This window comes from Amycolatopsis thermoflava N1165 (assembly GCF_000473265.1).
In the GTDB taxonomy this organism is placed as follows: Bacteria; Actinomycetota; Actinomycetes; order Mycobacteriales; family Pseudonocardiaceae; genus Amycolatopsis_E; species Amycolatopsis_E thermoflava.
In genome coordinates this window covers 1,590,924-1,606,446 of the sequence record NZ_KI421511.1, presented here as the reverse complement: position 1 = coordinate 1,606,446, position 15,523 = coordinate 1,590,924, and the positions used below count along the sequence as shown (strand labels likewise).

The window sequence follows — 15,523 nt, the reverse complement described above, 5'->3', positions numbered from 1 at the left end:
CATGCTGCGGGTTGCGGTGCCGAACAAGGGAGCGCTGGCCGGGCCGGCGTCGGAGATGCTCGGCGAGGCCGGTTACCGCCAGCGGCATGAGCAGCGCGACCTGACCGTGCTCGACCCGAACAACGAGGTCGAGTTCTTCTTCCTGCGCCCCAAGGACATCCCGATCTACGTCGGCTCCGGCGAGCTGGACCTCGGCATCACCGGCCGCGACCTGGCGCTGGACTCCGGCGCCCCGGTCGAGGAGGTGCTGGCGCTGGGCTTCGGCGGCTCCACCTTCCGCTACGCCGCCCCGGCCGGGCAGGACTGGAAGCCGGCCGACCTGCAGGGCAAGCGGCTGGCCACCTCCTACCCGAAGCTGGTGCGCGACGACCTCGCCCGGCAGGGCGTGGAGGCCGAGGTGATCCGGCTCGACGGCGCGGTGGAGATCTCGATCCAGCTCGGCGTGGCCGACGCGATCGCCGACGTGGTCGGCTCCGGGCGGACCCTGCGGCAGCACAACCTGGTCGCGTTCGGCGACCCGATCTGCGTGTCCGAGGCGGTGCTGGTGCAACGCGCCGGCAGCGACGCGCAGAAGGCGAAGTCGCAGCTGACCGCCCGGCTGCAGGGCGTGGTGTTCGCGCAGCAGTACATGATGCTCGACTACGACTGCCCGCGGACCCTGCTGGACAAGGCGGTCGCGATCACGCCGGGCCTGGAGTCGCCGACGGTCGCGCCGCTGGCCGACCCGGATTGGGTCGCGGTGCGGGCGATGGTGCCGCGCAAGAAGGTCAACCAGATCATGGACGAGCTGGCCGAGGTGGGTGCGAAGGCGGTGCTCGCCTCCGACATCCGCTCCTGCCGGCTTTGACCGGCGGTGTCCTGCCGGCGTTCGCGCCGATCTGGGCACTGACCGGACTGGGGTACCTGCTCGGCCGGTTCCGCGTGCTCGGCGAGGGCGCCGAGGCGGCGCTGACGAAGTACGTCTTCGTCGTCGCGATGCCCGCGGTGCTGTTCACCACCATGCAGGACACCCCGCTGACCGCCCTGCTGAACCCGGGCGTGCTCGCGTTCCTGATCGGCACCGTCGTGGTGGGCGCGATCGGGTTCGCGCTGGGCAAGTGGGTGTTCCGGCGCAAGCTGTCGGAGTGGGCGGTCAGCGGGATGGCCTCCTGCTACGCCAACGCCGGCAACCTGGGCATCCCGGTCCTGCTGCAGCTGTTCGGGGACTCCGCGTTCGTCGTGGTGATGATCCTGTTGCAGACGCTGGTGCTGATGCCGTCGCTGCTGGCGCTGCTGGAGGCCGACGCGCGGGAGCCGGGCCGCTCGCGGTGGCGGACGCTGCTGATGCTGCCGGTGCGCACCCCGGTGATCGCCGCGTCGCTGGCCGGGGTGCTGTTCCGGGCGAGCGGACTGCACCTGCCGCACCTGGTGGCGCAGCCGCTGCACCTGCTCGCCTCCGCCGGGGTGGGCACCGCGCTGCTGGTGCTGGGCATGTCCCTCACCTCCGGCGGCGCGCGGGACCCGATGGGGACGCGGCGGGCCGAGATGGCGGCGGTGGTCGGGCTGAAGCTGTTCGCCCAGCCCGCGATCACCCTCGGCGTCGGCCTGCTGCTCGGCGTGCCGCACCCGGCGCTGATGATCGCGACGGTGTGCGCGGGGCTGCCGACCGCGCAGAACATCTTCATCGCGACCAGCCAGTACGCCCTGGACAGCCGGTTCGTGCGGGACTGCGTGCTCGTGTCCACCCTGGTGTCGATGGGGTCGCTGTCCCTGGTGTCCTGGCTGGTCGGCGAGTTCCTCTAGGGCTCCAGATCCAGGGCGGCGGCGAAGGTGCCGTCCATGTGGAACGGTGTGGACTGGTGCTGGTGCGCGATCAGCCACCGGCCGTCGTCGCGGCGCAGGCAGACCGTCGACCGGAACCACAGGGTGAACGGCTCGTCGTGGCCGGCGGGGAGCGCGGACATGCGGTTGAGGCTGTGGGCGAAGGCCAGCTCGCCGTCGACGGTGGCGCGCAGGTCGCGGACCTCGTAGTCCACCGGGCCGTCGAACCCGGCGAACCAGCCGCGCAGGTTGTCCGGGTCGCGCATCTCGGCCGCGTCGTGGGCCAGCGGCGGGGCGAGGGTGAACGCGACGATCTCCGGCGCGTAGCGGGCGACGACCGCGTCCGCGTCGCCGGCCCGGATGGCGGCCGCCTGCTCCTCGATCACCGCGTGGATCTCGTTCGTGCTGGTCATCGTCGTCCTCCCGGCTAGGGTGTGTGCTTCCACCGGTGACGTCGAGACCGCGGGCCCGGTCTCGACATCCCGGGTGAGGAGTCCGGGAGGGCAGATGAAGTTCCTGGTGCTGATCTACCGCAACGCGGCGTCGCAGGCGGTGTGGGAAAGCCTGGCCGACGACGAGAAACGGCAGGGGCTCAAAGCGTACGAGGCGCTGGACCGCGACCTGGCGGAGTCGGGGGAGCTGGTGACCTCGGCGTCGCTGGCGCCGCCGGAGACGGGTAAGCGGGTCCTGGTCTCCGACGGGCAGGTCGTGGCGGGGGACGGGCCGTTCGCCGAGGTCAAGGAGCAGCTGGCCGGGTTCTACGTGCTGGACTGCGGGAGCCTGGAGCGGGCCGTGGAGTGGGCGGCGCGGATCCCGGAGGCGGGGCTCGGCCTGGTCGAGGTGCGCCCCACGCAGGACCTGAGCGTCTTCCTGCCGTGAACGAGGTGCTGCGCGAACTGGCGCCGCAGGTGCTCGCCGCGCTGGTGCGCCGCTACGGCGACTTCGACCTGTGCGAGGACGCGGTGCAGGAGGCGCTGCTCGCGGCCGCGACGCAGTGGCCGGCCCAGGGGATGCCCGACAACCCCAAGGGCTGGCTGATCACCACCGCGTCCCGGCGGCGGATCGAGCTGTGGCGGTCGGAGGCCGCGCGCCGCCGCCGGGAGGAGAACGTCGCGCTGATGACGCCACCGGACCCGGCGCCGGTGCCCGCGGTGGACGACACGCTCACCCTGCTCATGCTGTGCTGCCACCCGTCGCTGACCCCGGCGTCGCAGGTGGCGCTGGCGCTGCGGGCGGTCGGCGGGCTCACCACCGCCGAGATCGCGCGGGCCTACCTGGTGCCGGAATCCACGATCGCGCAACGCATCAGCCGCGCGAAACAGCGGATCAAGGCTGCCGGCGCCCGGTTCCGGCCACCCGCGCCGGAGGAGTACGGCAGGCGACTGGCCGCCGTGCTCAACGTGCTGTACCTGGTCTTCACCGAGGGGCACACGGCGAGTTCGGGGGAGTCGTTGCAGCGCGTGGACCTGACCGCCGAGGCGATCCGCCTGGCCCGGCAGCTGCATGCCCGGCTGCCCGCCGAGGGGGAGGTGACGGGCCTGCTCGCCCTGATGCTCCTGACCGACGCGCGCCGCGCCGCCCGCACCGGCCCCGGTGGTGTACTGGTCCCGCTCGCCGAACAGGACCGGTCGCGGTGGGACCGGGCGATGATCGACGAGGGCACGGCGCTGGTGACGCGGGCGCTGACGACCGCGCCGGTGGGCGCGTACCAGTTGCAGGCCGCGATCGCCGCCGTGCACGGGCAGGCCGGGCGCGCGGAGGACACCGACTGGCGCGAGATCGCCGGGCTGTACGAGCTGCTGGCGGCCGTGGCGCCCGGCCCGATGGTGACGCTGAACCGTGTCGTGGCGGTGGCCGAAGTGGACGGTCCGGAGGCCGGCTTGCGGGAGCTGGCGGTGGCAGCGGAGGACCCGGCGCTGGCCGGGCACCACCGCGTGGACGCGGTGCGGGCGCACCTCCTGGAGCGCACCGGCGATCTCCCCGCGGCGGCGGAGGCATACGACCGCGCCGCGCGGGGCACGTTGAGCGTGCCGGAGCGGCGGTACCTGGAGGCGCGTGCCCGCCGCTGCGCCTCGGGAAGTGTATAACGTCCTATACCGCGCGGCTTGGGCGCGCACCGCTGCCGATGCCGATCCGTCGGCTGTGGACCGTGTTGCCGCCGCTCATCGCCCCGGTTAGGCAGCCAGCGCATCGAGGATGGCGCGGAGCTCGAGGTAGCTCGCCGCGACGCCGTCGGTGTTGCCGAGCCGGTGGCGCTCCAGCCGCACCGCGCCGAGGTGCCGGGCGCGGTAGACCAGCGCCCGCCAGCGGGCCTGCGCAGTGTCCGCCGGCCGCCCGTAACCCACCCAGAACGCGTCCCGGACCGGATCGGGCCGCGACGCGGCGTACAGGCTCCAGTCGGCGGCGGGATCACCCCAGGATGCCCGGTCGTGGTCGAGCACGCCGTCGATCAGCGGCTCCGGCGCGCCAGGGGAGAGGAGCACGTTGGCGGTCCACAGGTCGCCGTGCAGCAGCCGGGGCTCGGTGATCTCGTCGAGCACCACACGGCGTTGCTCGGCCAGCCGGGCGACGGCCAGCACGTCCGAGGCGTCGAGACCGGCGTCGGTGAGGTCCGCGGCGGTGTCCGCGAAGTACGCCAGCACCGCCTCGCTCCACGTGGCGAACGCCGGGCCGGCGACCGGGCCGAAGGCGGGGCCCCGCACCTCGTGCACGGTCCGTGCCAGCGCGCCGAGGCCGCGGTAGAAGGCGGTCCACTGTGGACGTCGGTACGAGCGGAGCCCCTGCGGCGCCGGGATCCCGGGGAGGAAGGTCTGGAACACGTAGTCGCGCCCGGCGATGTCCCGCGTCCAGTCCGCGAACAACGTCCGGGGCATCAGGCGCGCGATCGGCGCGAAGAACGGCAGGCTCACGTGCTCGTTGCGCATCAGCTCCCGCTCGATGCGGAACTGCCGCCCGGGTTCCGGCGCCACCCGCAGGACCACCGTCTCCCGAGAGGGCAACTCCACCCGGTAGGTCGTGTTGTACAGACCACCGCCGAGCTCCACCGCGGACACCGCCGGCGCCCCCAACGCGCGCTCGGTCATCGCGACGATCTCGCCGGCGGAAAGCGGTTGCTGGAACGACCCGGCAGGACGCCCGATCGACCGCGGCTCCACTAGTCGCGGGGGCGTTTGGGCATGAGGTCGTACAGCTTCTTCCGCGCGCCGTTGTCGTTCTCGTTGCGGGTCTGCGCCACCTGGGTGATGAAGTCCTCGAACACGAAGTCGTCCTCGGCGGGGATCGGGGCCGCGGGCTGCTGCCGCGCCAGGTGCCCGTCCAGCACCGCCGCGATCTCGCGGAACGCGAACGCCTGGGTGGTCTCCGGCGCGAACGTCGTGACCGGCATGCCGTGCGCGGCGGCCTCGTTCATCACCACCCCGAGCGGCACGTGCGCCAGCAGCGGGTACCCGAACTGCTTGAGCTCCTCCAGCGCCGCCACCGCGTACCCCGACATCGGCCGCCGGTACAGGCCGGGCACCACCCCGAAATACGGGATCGGCGGGCGGTTCAGCGCGGTCTGCACGTAGTACAGCTGGTCGTTGAGCAGCCGCAGCGCCCGGATGCTGGTGCGGTCCGGCTGCACTGGCACCAGGATGCCGTGCGTCGCCGCGAGGGCGTTGTTCGTCAGCACGTCCAGGGCGGGCGGGCAGTCGATGATGACGTGGTCGTAGTTGGCGAACTGCACGACCCGCGCCAGCTGCCAGCCCGGCACCCGGAACTGGTCGAGCCTGCGCACCAGGTCGAACATGCCGGGCGAGGTCGGGATCACGTCGAACGCGCCGCCGGGGCCGATGTTGCTGCGCCGGTGCGGCACGATCAGCTCCTCGACCGGCCCCTTCCACATCTTGGTGAGCGCCTTGGCCAGGCTCGGCGCCTGCGGGGGCACCTCCTCCAGGCCCAGCATCTCCGTGGTCGCGTGACCCTGCGGGTCGAGGTCGATCAGCAGCACCCGGCGGCCGCGTTCGGCCAGCGCCGCGGCGGCCCCGACGCTCAGCGCCGTCTTGCCGACGCCGCCCTTCTGGTTGACCACCGAGGTGATCTGCACTCGAGCGCTCCCAGGTCAGTCGGTTCTGGCCGCAGAGTAGTGGATCTCGTGCGGCTCGCGGGGGACGGTCACGCCCGTCAGCGTGTCCGCACCATCAGCGCCTGCGCGCCGTGGCCCACCTGGCCCCGTACGTCGGACAGCGTGCTGGTGGCCGTGCCCACCCCGGACGGCCCGACCAGCGTGCGCGCGTCCAGCGCGATCCACTCGCCGACCGGAGCGCGCCGCAGGTGCACGGTCAGCTCGCTGTTGATGAACCACCACTTCGCCGGGTCCAGGAAGTTCGACGCCCCGTTGCCGGTGTCGGCGACCGCGAACAGCCGCTGCAGCGGCGTCGGCTTCTCCCCGGCCACCAGCTCGACCCGCTGCCTGCCCCACACCCACGCGGGGCCCGGCTCCGCGGGCGACCCCGCGATGACCCGCCACTCCATCGCGCCCAGGTAGCCGCCGCGGCCCCACGTGTCGGGCCAGGACGCCGGACGGCAGTCCTCCGGGGACGGTGGCGCCGGCTCCTCGGTGGCCACGTCCGTGGTGTCGGCCTCGGCGATCCGCCACGCGGAGGCCCGCGCGACCGCCCGCGTGCCGTCGTGCAGTTCCGCGCCGAGCAGCTCGACCGACCGCCCCGGACGCTCCACCCAGGACCGTAGTGACAGCTCGGTCAGCGGCGCCGGGCCGAGGATCTCCACGGTGACCCGCGCCAGCAGCCCCGGCCGGTCGGCGGCCAGGTTCTCCAGCGCGCGGGCGAGCAGCGCCGACGGCGGCCCGAAGTGCTGCGCCTCCGGCGTCCACGGCCCGGCCGTGTGCTCGGTCGGCTGGTAGCGGTCGCCGCCCAGCGGCAGGTAGAAAGCGTTCTCCGTCATTCTCAGTCCGCCCACGTCAGTCAGCACGGTCCAATGCTGTTTCCACACCCGGGTCCGGCTCCGGCCAGCCCGGGTACTCCGGTGGCGTGCCGCCGAACGACGGGCACAGCGACTGGTGCGCGCACCAGTCGCAGAGCCGGCTGGGGCTCGGCCGGAAGTCGCCGGTCTTGCCCGCCTTGAGGATCGCCTGCCAGATCGCCTCCAGCGTGCGCTCGAACCGGCGCAGCTCGGCCTCGTCCGGGGCGTAGGCGAGCGACTGGCCGTCGGTGAGGTACATGAGCTTCAGCTGGCGCGGCACCACGCCACGCAGCCGCCACAGCACCACGGCGTAGAACTTCATCTGGAACATCGCCTTGGCCTCGCCGATCTCGCGGGGCGCGGCGCCGGTCTTGTAGTCCACCACGCGGATCTCGCCGGTGGGCGCGACGTCCAGCCGGTCGACGTACCCGCGCAGCCGGACGCCCGACTCGAGCTCCAGCTCGACGTGCAGCTCGCACGCCTCGGGGTCGAACCGGCGCGGGTCCTCCAGCTGGAAGTAGCTGTCCAGCAGCTTGGTGGCCGACTCCAGCCAGCCCTGCACGTCCTCGCCGTCGAACAACTCGGCCCACTCCGGGTTGTCGGCCGACAGTTCGCTCCAGGTGGGCGCGAGCAGTTCGCGGGCGCGATCGGGTTCGCGGTCGGTCTTCGGCAGCGCGAACAGCCGCTCCAGCACCGAGTGCACGAGCGTGCCGCGCAGCTGCGCCTTCGTCGGCACCTCCGGCAGCCGGTCGACCGCCCGGAAGCGGTAGAGCAGCGGGCACTGTTTGAAGTCGCTGGCCCGCGAAGGGGACAGCGCGGGGCGGCGCACGCCGAGCTGGGGATCCGTGGTCGCCGTCTGAGCCATACCCCGCACCCTAAACGAGGGGTCCGACAAGATCGCGACGCCGCGCGCCGCGGCGGGTCACGGCCGTCTGACACCACACGCTCTACCCTGTCCGGCATGGCCGCGACCGGCGAGCACGGAGGAAACCAGCCGAGGCGGGTGCTGACCACCGCCGACGGCGGCCTGCTGCTGTTCCGGGTGCAGGACGTGCCGGTGCTGCTCGCCCCGTCCTGGTGGATCGGCTCGCTGGTGGTGGTCGTGCTCTACCAGCCGCTCGTCGACCGGCTCCTGCCCGGCGCGACCGCGGCCACGTCGTGGGCGCTGGCCGCGGCGTTCGCCGTGCTGCTCGGCCTGTCGGTGTTGGCCCACGAGCTGGGCCACTGCGTGGTGGCGCTGCGGATGGGGATCCCGGTGCGGCGGCTGCGGCTGTTTCTGCTCGGCGGTCTGTCCGAAGTGGCCCGCACCCCGCGACGGCCGGGGCAGGAGGGGCTGATCGCCGCCGCGGGACCGGTCGTGTCCGTGCTGCTCGCGGCGTTCTGCGGCCTGCTGATGTTCGCCGTGCCGCCGGACGGCGCGGTGTGGCTGCTGGTCGCCGAGTGCGCCGTGGCCAACCTCGCGGTCGGCGTGTTCAACCTGCTCCCCGGCCTGCCGCTGGACGGCGGGCGCATGCTGCGCGCCGGGGTGTGGGCGGTCACCGGGCGGCGGGCCAGCGGCACGCGCGCGGCCGTGGTGGGCGGCGGGATCGTCGCGGCCGGGCTGTTGGTGTGGGCGATGGTCGGCATGGTCTCCGGCAGCGAGGACCGCTGGCTGCGGCTGGGTGTCTGCGTGGTCACCGCGTGGTTCGTCGCCGCAGGCGCCGCGTCCGAACTGGCCGCCGACGCCAATCGCGGCTGGCCGGAGGGGCTCGCGGTCACCGAGCTGACCCGGCCGGTGCTGCAGCTGCCCGCGGAGAGCCCGGTGTCGGACGCGCTCGCGGCCGCCGCGGGCAGGGGAGTGGTGCTGGTGCGCGCGGACGGCGTCGCGGCCGGCCTGCTCGACGAGGGCGCCGCCGAGCGGCTCGCGGAGACCTCGCCGCAGGCACCGGCGGAGCTCGCCGCGGAGCCGATCCGCGCCGAGACCGTGCTGCTCGCCTCCGAGCCGGGGGAGGAGATCGCCGAGCGGGTGCGCGAGACCGCCGCGTGGCAGTTCCTCGTGGTCGACGACGAGGGCCGCCCGGCCGGGGTGCTGCGCCGCGAGGACCTGCGCTCGGCGCTGTCGGCCCGCCGCGTCCGCTGACCGGCGGGTCTGCGAAGATCGAGCGCTGCGATCGCGCGAGTTTCGAGGAGTCAATCAAGTGCAGGTGAGCGGGCCGTTCCGCCCGGGCGACAGGGTGCGTCTGACCGATCCGAAGGGGCGGAACTACACGCTGGTGCTCGCCGAGGGGGAGGAGTACCACACCCACCGCGGCGCGCTGAAGCACGACGACCTGATCGGCAAGCCGGAGGGCTCGGTGATCACGTCCGTCGGCGGCACCGCCTACCTGGCGCTGCGGCCACGGCTGGCGGACTACGTGCTGTCCATGCCGCGCGGCGCGCAGGTGATCTACCCCAAGGACGCGGCGCAGATCGTGATGTGGGGCGACATCTTCCCGGGCGCGCGGGTGCTGGAGGCGGGCGCCGGGTCCGGCGCGCTGACCTGCTCCCTGCTGCGCGCGGTGGGCCCGGAGGGCAGCGTGCTGTCCTACGAGGTGCGCGAGGACCACGCCGAGCACGCGGTCAAGAACGTGGAGCGGTTCTTCCGCGAGCGGCCGTCGAACTGGACGCTCAAGGTCGACGACCTGAAAAATCACGAGGGCGAGGTCGACCGGGTCATCCTGGACATGCTGGCGCCGTGGGAGGTGCTCGACACCGTCCACCGCAGCCTCGTCCCCGGCGGGGTGCTGGTCGTGTACGTGGCGACGGTGACCCAGCTGTCGCGCGTCACCGAGGCGCTGCGGGAGATGCAGGGCTGGACCGAGCCCGAGTCGTGGGAGAGCCTCGTGCGGCCCTGGCACGTGGTGGGCCTGGCGGTGCGCCCGGAACACCGGATGGTCGGGCACACCGCCTTCCTGCTCACCACGCGCCGGCTGGCCGACGGGGTGACCCCGCCGCGGCCGCAGCGCAGGCCGAGCCGCGGCTGAGGTCCTCCGTCAGTTGGTCCGGTCGCCCAGGTAGCACCACACGCCGCCCTCGTTGGCGAGGCCGAGCTCGAAGTCGTTGGTGCCGCCGGGGCCGACCGCGTGCACCGGGACGTAGGCGGTGTCGCCGGAGACGTCCGGGCTGCCGGTCACGGTGACGGTGATGCCGGACGGGATGTCCGGCACCGACTGCGGGCGGCTCGCGCACACCATCGACTGGATGGTCGCCTTGTCCCCGGTGCTGTACGCGGTGGCGATCGCCTGCGCGGTCTCCTCCGGCGTGGACTTCCCGCCCGGCGCGGCGGTGCCCTTCGGCGCAGAGGTCGACGTCGGCGTGCGCGAGCTGCTGGGCGCCTTCTCGCTGGAGCTCGCCGGCGGCGCGGCGCTCGTGCTGGGGGCGGCGGAGTTGTTGTTGTCGTCGCCACCGGTCAGCAGCAGGATGGCGGCGACCGCGCCGCCGATGACGACCACCGCGGCGATCGCGATGCCGACGATCAGGCCGGTCTTCTTCTTCGGCGGCTCCCCGCCCGGCCCGCCCGGGAACTGCTGCGTCGCGTAGGAGTCGGCGTAGGGGTTCTGGCCGAACTGCTGCGTGCCGCCGGGGAACCCGGGCGGCGGCGTCTGCGGGTAGCCGGGCTGCCCGCCCTGCGGGTACCCGGGCTGCTGCGGCCCGCCCTGGGGCTGCTGCCCGGGCTGCTGGGGGTAGCCGCCGCCCGGCTGCTGCCCGTAGGGGCCCGGCTGGCCCTGCTGCCCGTAGGGGCCTTGCTGCCCGTAGGGCCCGGGCTGTTGCGGCGGGTAGGTCATGATCGGGTTACCCCTTCTCGGATGGGTGGGCTCAGGACTCGTCGACGCACCAGTTCGACCCCTGTCGTTTCAGCGGCATCTTCGCATTCTGCTGGTCGCCGTTGTAACGCAGCGCGACCGGCACCTTGGCGGTGTCGCCGGTGATCTCGGCCGGGCCGGAGATGGTGGCCTGCAGCTCGGTGGCCGCGTCCCACTGGGACTGCAGCGCGGACACCTCGCTGTCGGTGGCGCCGCCGCAGGTCAGCGCGGCGTACCGGCTGGCGCTGCGGGCGTTCATGGCGTCCACGACCTGCTGGGCGACGCTGTCCGCGCCGCCCGTGGCGCCACCGCCCGCGGCGGTGGAAGCGGACGAGCGGGACGACCGGGACGACGGCGCGGTGGCGGTCGAGGAGTTCGCGCGCCCCGTGGGGCTCGCGGCGGACGAGGAGCCCGCGGCGGCCGTGGTGGTGCCGTGGTCCTCCTCGTTGCCGCCGAGCGTGAGCACCAGCGTGACGGCCACGCCGGCGACCACCACCACAGCTGCCCCGATGGCGGCGATCAGGCCGGTCTTCTTCTTCCTCGGCGGCTCACCGCCAGGACCGCCGAAGCCGCCGGCACCGAAGCCGCTGGTAGCGGGGCCGGGAGCGCCGAACTGCTGCGTCGCGCCGGGAAATCCGGGCGGCGGCGTCTGCGGATGTGGGTGCTGGGGGTGGTGCTGCGGCGCGCCCTGCGGGGAGCCGGGCTGCCGCGGTCCGCCCTGCGGGTGTCCGGGCTGCTGCCCGAACGGGCCCGGCTGTCCGTAGGGGCCTCGCGGGCCCTGCGGCCCGTGGGGCCCGGGCTGGCCCGGGCCGTGCGGCGGGTAGGTCATGGACGGCCGTCTCCTCGTTCACGTCGGGTGTCTGCCTGCCTTCGACGCGCCGAAGCGGCATCCGGTTTCTCCCCGGACGCGAACCGGGGCTGCAACGCGAGCGATCGTAGCCCCGATATCGGACAACTCGATCTTGGCCGCCCGGCGTGGCGGCCCGCGATCCGGTGCGGCGACGTGAAAACCGCCCGGGTTTGAAGAAGGAGGAGAAGGGGAAGACGCCCTGTGAATGTCCTGTAAAGCCTTGGTTGGGTGGTCGTGACATGAGTGAATCGCTCACCGCCCGGATGGCCGCTTTTGGTGGCCGGGTGGCTACTGTCCGTAGTTTTTCGAGCGGTTCGCCGACCGCCCGCCGGGACGCCTGTGTAACGGTTCCGTCCGGGTTCGTGATGCGACGCGCCGATCCTGTGATGCGGATAGGGCTTTTCATGTCGGTGATCGCCGGTACCGTGGGTTAAAAGCACTCCGAGGAGGTGCCGACATGCAACACGACCTTCCCGGAGGTCGGCACGAGGACGCCGACCCTTCAGAGATCAGTGGAGCTGGAACGACGCCGGACGAGCAGGCGCGGCAGGTCCGCTTCCTGGAAGAGGAAGTGGCTCTGCTGCGGCGGAAACTAACCGAATCACCCCGTCAGAACCGTGTGCTGGAACAGCGCCTCGCCGAGGCGTCGGAACGAGTCGCCCAGCTCACGGAGCGGAACAACAAGCTCGTGGAGACCCTCCGCGAGGCGCGGGGACAGCTCCTCGCGCTGCGCGAAGAGGTCGACCGGCTCGCCCAGCCCCCCAGCGGGTACGGCGTGTTCGTCGCCGCGTACGAGGACAACACCGTCGACGTGTTCACGGCGGGCCGCAAGATGCGGGTGTCCGTCTCGCCCGCGGTGGAGGTGGACTCCCTCCAGCGCGGTCAGGCGCTCCGGCTGAACGAGGCCCTGACCGTCGTCGAGGCCGGCGACTTCGAGCTGACCGGCGAGGTCTGCTCGCTGCGCGAGGTCCTGACGCCGGCCACGGAGGGTGGCAGCGCCCGCGCTCTCGTCGTCGGTCACGCCGACGAGGAGCGGGTGGTCTGGCTCTCCGATCCGCTGGCGGCGCAGACGCTCAAGCCGGGCGACTCGCTGCTGGTGGACTCGAAGGCGGGCTACGCCTACGAGCGCGTGCCGAAGGCCGAGGTCGAGGACCTCGTGCTGGAGGAGGTCCCGGACGTCCGGTACGAGGACATCGGTGGTCTCGGACGGCAGATCGAGCAGATCCGCGACGCGGTGGAACTCCCGTTCCTGCACGCCGACCTCTACCGGGAGTACGAGCTGCGGCCGCCCAAGGGCGTCCTGCTCTACGGCCCGCCCGGTTGCGGTAAGACGCTGATCGCGAAGGCGGTCGCCAACTCGCTGGCCAAGAAGGTGGCCGAGGCGCGCGGGGACGGCGACTCGAAGGACGCCAAGTCCTACTTCCTCAACATCAAGGGCCCGGAGCTGCTCAACAAGTTCGTCGGCGAGACCGAGCGGAGCATCCGCCTGATCTTCCAGCGGGCTCGGGAGAAGGCCTCCGACGGCACGCCCGTGATCGTGTTCTTCGACGAGATGGAGTCGATCTTCCGCACCCGCGGCAGCGGCGTCTCCTCGGACGTGGAGACCACGATCGTGCCGCAGCTGCTGGCCGAGATCGACGGTGTCGAGGGGCTGGAGAACGTCATCGTCATCGGCGCCTCCAACCGCGAGGACATGATCGACCCGGCGATCCTGCGGCCGGGCCGGCTGGACGTGAAGATCAAGATCGAGCGGCCGGACGCCGAGGGTGCGAAGGACATCTTCTCCAAGTACCTGACGCCGGGGCTGCCGATCCACGCCGACGACCTCGCCGAGTTCGGCGGGGACGCGCAGGCCACGATCGACGCGATGATCCAGAACACCGTCGAGCGGATGTACGAGGAGACGGACGAGAACCGGTTCCTCGAGGTCACCTACGCCAACGGCGACAAGGAGGTCCTGTACTTCCGCGACTTCAACTCGGGCGCGATGATCCAGAACATCGTGGACCGGGCGAAGAAGGCGGCGATCAAGTCGGTGCTGGAGACCAAGCAGCCCGGTCTGCGGGTGCAGCACCTGCTCGACGCGATCGTCGACGAGTTCGCGGAGAACGAGGACCTGCCCAACACCACCAACCCGGACGACTGGGCCCGGATCTCGGGCAAGAAGGGCGAGCGGATCGTCTACATCCGCACGCTGGTCACCGGGAAGAACCAGGAGTCCGGCCGCGTCATCGACACGGCCACGAACACCGGCCAGTACCTGTAACCGCAGGCGCGAGCCAGGGGAGGCCGCCGATCCGTCCGGGTCGGCGGCCTCCGCCGTGTCAGGGCGTCCTGGGCCGGGCGGCCCTGATCCCGGCGAGTGCGGCGAGGGTGAGACCGGCGAGCACGACGAGCGCGCAGATGATCATCGCCACCACGTTCGGGCCCTCGCAGGACACGGAATCGGCTGTGCAGCTGCGGAACGGCCCGCCCTGCCCGCTGGAGTCGTACCGCCCGGCCGAGAACACGAACATCAGCAGCGCTCCCGCGTGCACGGGCGTGAAGAGGACCGTCACGGCGAGCGCGGCCGCCGCGCCGCGGAGCCGGCGGATGATCTTGTCGGGCACGTGGTGAAGACGCTCCGCGGCGGCTCCGGTTGCCCGGCGTGTCGTCCCCCGACTGCCGTATAACGACCTATACTGCGCGCCATGACCGAGCCCGCGGCCGAAATCCGCGCCCCGATCACCGAAGCCGACGTCCTGGCCTGGCTCGAGGAGACCGCGCAGGCGGTCCGCGCGCACGCCGTCCCGCCGGAGGAGCTGATCCGGCTGCTGGGGGAGTTGCGGCGCGCGTCGGCGGCCTGCGCCGACGCGTCGGACTGGGTGCTGCTGGCGGCGCGGGAGGAGGGGGCCAGCCTGCGTCAGATCGCGCCGGTCTTCGGCAAGGGCTACGTGCGGGCGCCCGCGGCGCGGCTGGAGAAGCTGCACCGGCAGGCGCTGAACTCCGAGCAGTGGCTGGAGATCCTCCGGCAACGAGCATCAGGCGTATAACGACCTATACGCGACGGCTTTCGACGAAAAACCGCCGGTGGCCCGCTCCGCGGGCACCCCGGAAAACCCGCACGGAAAGGACAGTCCCCTGCGAATCGGACTCGGCCTGGCGGCCCTCGGGCGGCCCGCCTACATCAACCTCGGCCGGAGCAGCGAGCTCCCGGTCCGGCGGGACGTGCGGACGATGCGCGAGGCGACGTTCGCGGTCCTCGACGCGGCGTACGCGGCCGGTGTGCGCTGGATCGACGTCGCCCGCTCCTACGGCCGGGCCGAGGAGTTCCTCGCCGGGTGGCTGGCCGAACGCGGCCACGGCGACCTCACCGTGTCCAGCAAGTGGGGCTACACCTACGTCGGCGGGTGGCGCATGGACGCGACGATGCATGAGGTGAAGGAGCACTCGGCGGGCGTGTTCTCCCGTCAGTGGACCGAAAGCCGTTCCTTGCTCGGCAACGCCATCAACCTCTACCAGGTGCACTCGCTCACCGTGGACAGCCCGCTGTTCACCGACGAGGCGCTGCAGCGGGCGCTGGCGGCGCTCAGCGACGACGGCGTGCGCGTCGGGTTCTCCACGTCCGGGCCGCGGCAGGCCGAGGTGATCCGGCGGGCGTTCGAGCTGGAAGTGGCCGGGCGGCCGGTGTTCTCGGCCGTGCAGTCGACCTGGAACCTGCTCGAACCGTCGGCGGGTCCCGCGCTCGCGGAGGCGCACGCGGCCGGGAACCTGGTGCTGGTCAAGGAAACCCTCGCCAACGGCAGGCTGGTGGTCAACCCGCCGCCCGCGATCACCCGCCTGGCGCGACGCTACGGAGTCGGCGCGGACGCCGTCGCGATCGCCGCGGTGCTGGCCCAGCCGTGGGCGGACACGGTCCTCATCGGCCCGTCCAGTCCGCAGCAGCTGGCCGCCAACCTCGCTGCCAACGGCGTCGACCTGCCACGGGGCGAACTGGCGGCGCTGCGGCCGCTGGCCGAGCCGCCGGAACGGTACTGGGATCGGCGATCCTCGCTGCAGTGGCAGTGAAGGCTTCGACTAATCTCAGCGCCCACAACGCATACTGAAGGGAACG

17 protein-coding genes are annotated in these 15,523 nt (G+C 72.5%); 9 read left to right on the top strand and 8 right to left on the bottom strand.

The genetic code is table 11. The annotated features are described in order from the left end of the window. Position 1 precedes the first annotated feature (1 nt). Both hisG and AMYTH_RS0108060 read left to right on the top strand, forming a co-directional pair. Positions 2-847, top strand: a complete 846-nt coding sequence (gene hisG / locus AMYTH_RS0108065) for an ATP phosphoribosyltransferase (protein ID WP_027929878.1) — start codon at positions 2-4, stop codon at positions 845-847. Then, positions 844-1,782 carry an AEC family transporter gene (locus AMYTH_RS0108060; RefSeq protein ID WP_027929877.1) on the top strand — a complete coding sequence of 313 codons (939 nt, stop codon included), beginning with the start codon at positions 844-846 and terminating at the stop codon, positions 1,780-1,782. The genes hisG and AMYTH_RS0108060 overlap by 4 nt, the downstream gene beginning before the upstream one ends. Here the strand turns inward: AMYTH_RS0108060 and AMYTH_RS0108055 are convergent. Beyond that, positions 1,779-2,213, bottom strand: a complete 435-nt coding sequence (locus AMYTH_RS0108055; RefSeq protein WP_027929876.1) for a YybH family protein — start codon at positions 2,211-2,213, stop codon at positions 1,779-1,781. The genes AMYTH_RS0108060 and AMYTH_RS0108055 overlap by 4 nt on opposite strands. Before the next feature lie 94 nt (positions 2,214-2,307). On the opposite strand from AMYTH_RS0108055, the gene AMYTH_RS0108050 reads away from it, so the two are divergent. Continuing rightward, positions 2,308-2,679 carry a YciI family protein gene (locus AMYTH_RS0108050; RefSeq protein WP_027929875.1) on the top strand — a complete coding sequence of 124 codons (372 nt, stop codon included), beginning with the start codon at positions 2,308-2,310 and terminating at the stop codon, positions 2,677-2,679. Then, complete coding sequence (locus tag AMYTH_RS0108045) at positions 2,676-3,887, top strand: RNA polymerase sigma factor (protein ID WP_027929874.1); 1,212 nt, start codon at positions 2,676-2,678, stop codon at positions 3,885-3,887. Before AMYTH_RS0108050 ends, AMYTH_RS0108045 begins: the two co-directional genes overlap by 4 nt. 87 nt (positions 3,888-3,974) lie before the next feature. Here AMYTH_RS0108045 and AMYTH_RS0108040 read toward each other — a convergent pair whose 3' ends face one another. The 4 genes from AMYTH_RS0108040 to AMYTH_RS0108025 all read right to left on the bottom strand — a co-directional run bounded on the left by AMYTH_RS0108040 (position 3,975) and on the right by AMYTH_RS0108025 (position 7,624). Further along, positions 3,975-4,883 (bottom strand): phosphotransferase family protein, encoded by a 909-nt coding sequence (locus tag AMYTH_RS0108040; RefSeq protein ID WP_228684634.1) that lies wholly within the window; start codon positions 4,881-4,883, stop codon positions 3,975-3,977. Positions 4,884-4,954: 71 nt separating this feature from the next. After that, entirely contained in the window at positions 4,955-5,884 is a 930-nt protein-coding gene (locus tag AMYTH_RS0108035) for a ParA family protein (protein WP_027929872.1), read from the bottom strand. A gap of 77 nt (positions 5,885-5,961) precedes the next feature. Beyond that, a complete protein-coding gene (locus AMYTH_RS0108030) occupies positions 5,962-6,741 on the bottom strand; it encodes a thioesterase family protein (protein WP_027929871.1) in 780 nt (259 codons plus the stop codon). A 16-nt stretch (positions 6,742-6,757) separates the two neighbouring features. After that, positions 6,758-7,624 carry a RecB family exonuclease gene (locus tag AMYTH_RS0108025; protein WP_017982475.1) on the bottom strand — a complete coding sequence of 289 codons (867 nt, stop codon included), beginning with the start codon at positions 7,622-7,624 and terminating at the stop codon, positions 6,758-6,760. A 96-nt stretch (positions 7,625-7,720) separates the two neighbouring features. Here AMYTH_RS0108025 and AMYTH_RS0108020 point away from each other — a divergent pair, with 96 nt between their 5' ends. Further along, positions 7,721-8,878 (top strand): site-2 protease family protein, encoded by a 1,158-nt coding sequence (locus tag AMYTH_RS0108020; protein ID WP_157360558.1) that lies wholly within the window; start codon positions 7,721-7,723, stop codon positions 8,876-8,878. A 58-nt stretch (positions 8,879-8,936) separates the two neighbouring features. Then, positions 8,937-9,761: a tRNA (adenine-N1)-methyltransferase gene (locus tag AMYTH_RS0108015; RefSeq protein ID WP_027929869.1), complete on the top strand. Its 825-nt coding sequence runs from the start codon at positions 8,937-8,939 to the stop codon at positions 9,759-9,761. A gap of 9 nt (positions 9,762-9,770) precedes the next feature. Here the strand turns inward: AMYTH_RS0108015 and AMYTH_RS0108010 are convergent, their stop codons facing one another. Both AMYTH_RS0108010 and AMYTH_RS0108005 read right to left on the bottom strand, forming a co-directional pair. Beyond that, positions 9,771-10,562, bottom strand: a complete 792-nt coding sequence (locus AMYTH_RS0108010) for a flagellar basal body-associated FliL family protein (protein WP_027929868.1) — start codon at positions 10,560-10,562, stop codon at positions 9,771-9,773. 31 nt (positions 10,563-10,593) lie between these two features. Then, positions 10,594-11,409 (bottom strand): hypothetical protein, encoded by an 816-nt coding sequence (locus tag AMYTH_RS0108005; protein WP_027929867.1) that lies wholly within the window; start codon positions 11,407-11,409, stop codon positions 10,594-10,596. Between the two features lie 478 nt (positions 11,410-11,887). On the opposite strand from AMYTH_RS0108005, the gene arc reads away from it, so the two are divergent. Further along, the gene (gene arc, locus AMYTH_RS0108000) at positions 11,888-13,696 is read left to right on the top strand and encodes a proteasome ATPase (RefSeq protein ID WP_026153131.1); all 1,809 of its coding nucleotides are present in this window, start codon (positions 11,888-11,890) and stop codon (positions 13,694-13,696) included. A 58-nt stretch (positions 13,697-13,754) separates the two neighbouring features. Here the strand turns inward: arc and AMYTH_RS0107995 are convergent, their stop codons facing one another. Then, positions 13,755-14,039 carry a hypothetical protein gene (locus tag AMYTH_RS0107995; protein ID WP_027929866.1) on the bottom strand — a complete coding sequence of 95 codons (285 nt, stop codon included), beginning with the start codon at positions 14,037-14,039 and terminating at the stop codon, positions 13,755-13,757. A gap of 81 nt (positions 14,040-14,120) precedes the next feature. On the opposite strand from AMYTH_RS0107995, the gene AMYTH_RS0107990 reads away from it, so the two are divergent. Next, on the top strand, positions 14,121-14,462 hold the full coding sequence (locus AMYTH_RS0107990) for a hypothetical protein (RefSeq protein ID WP_017982468.1): 342 nt from the start codon (positions 14,121-14,123) through the stop codon (positions 14,460-14,462). A 37-nt stretch (positions 14,463-14,499) separates the two neighbouring features. Continuing rightward, positions 14,500-15,477, top strand: coding sequence for an aldo/keto reductase (locus AMYTH_RS0107985; RefSeq protein ID WP_378335268.1), 978 nt, complete (start codon positions 14,500-14,502; stop codon positions 15,475-15,477). Positions 15,478-15,523: the final 46 nt, after the last annotated feature.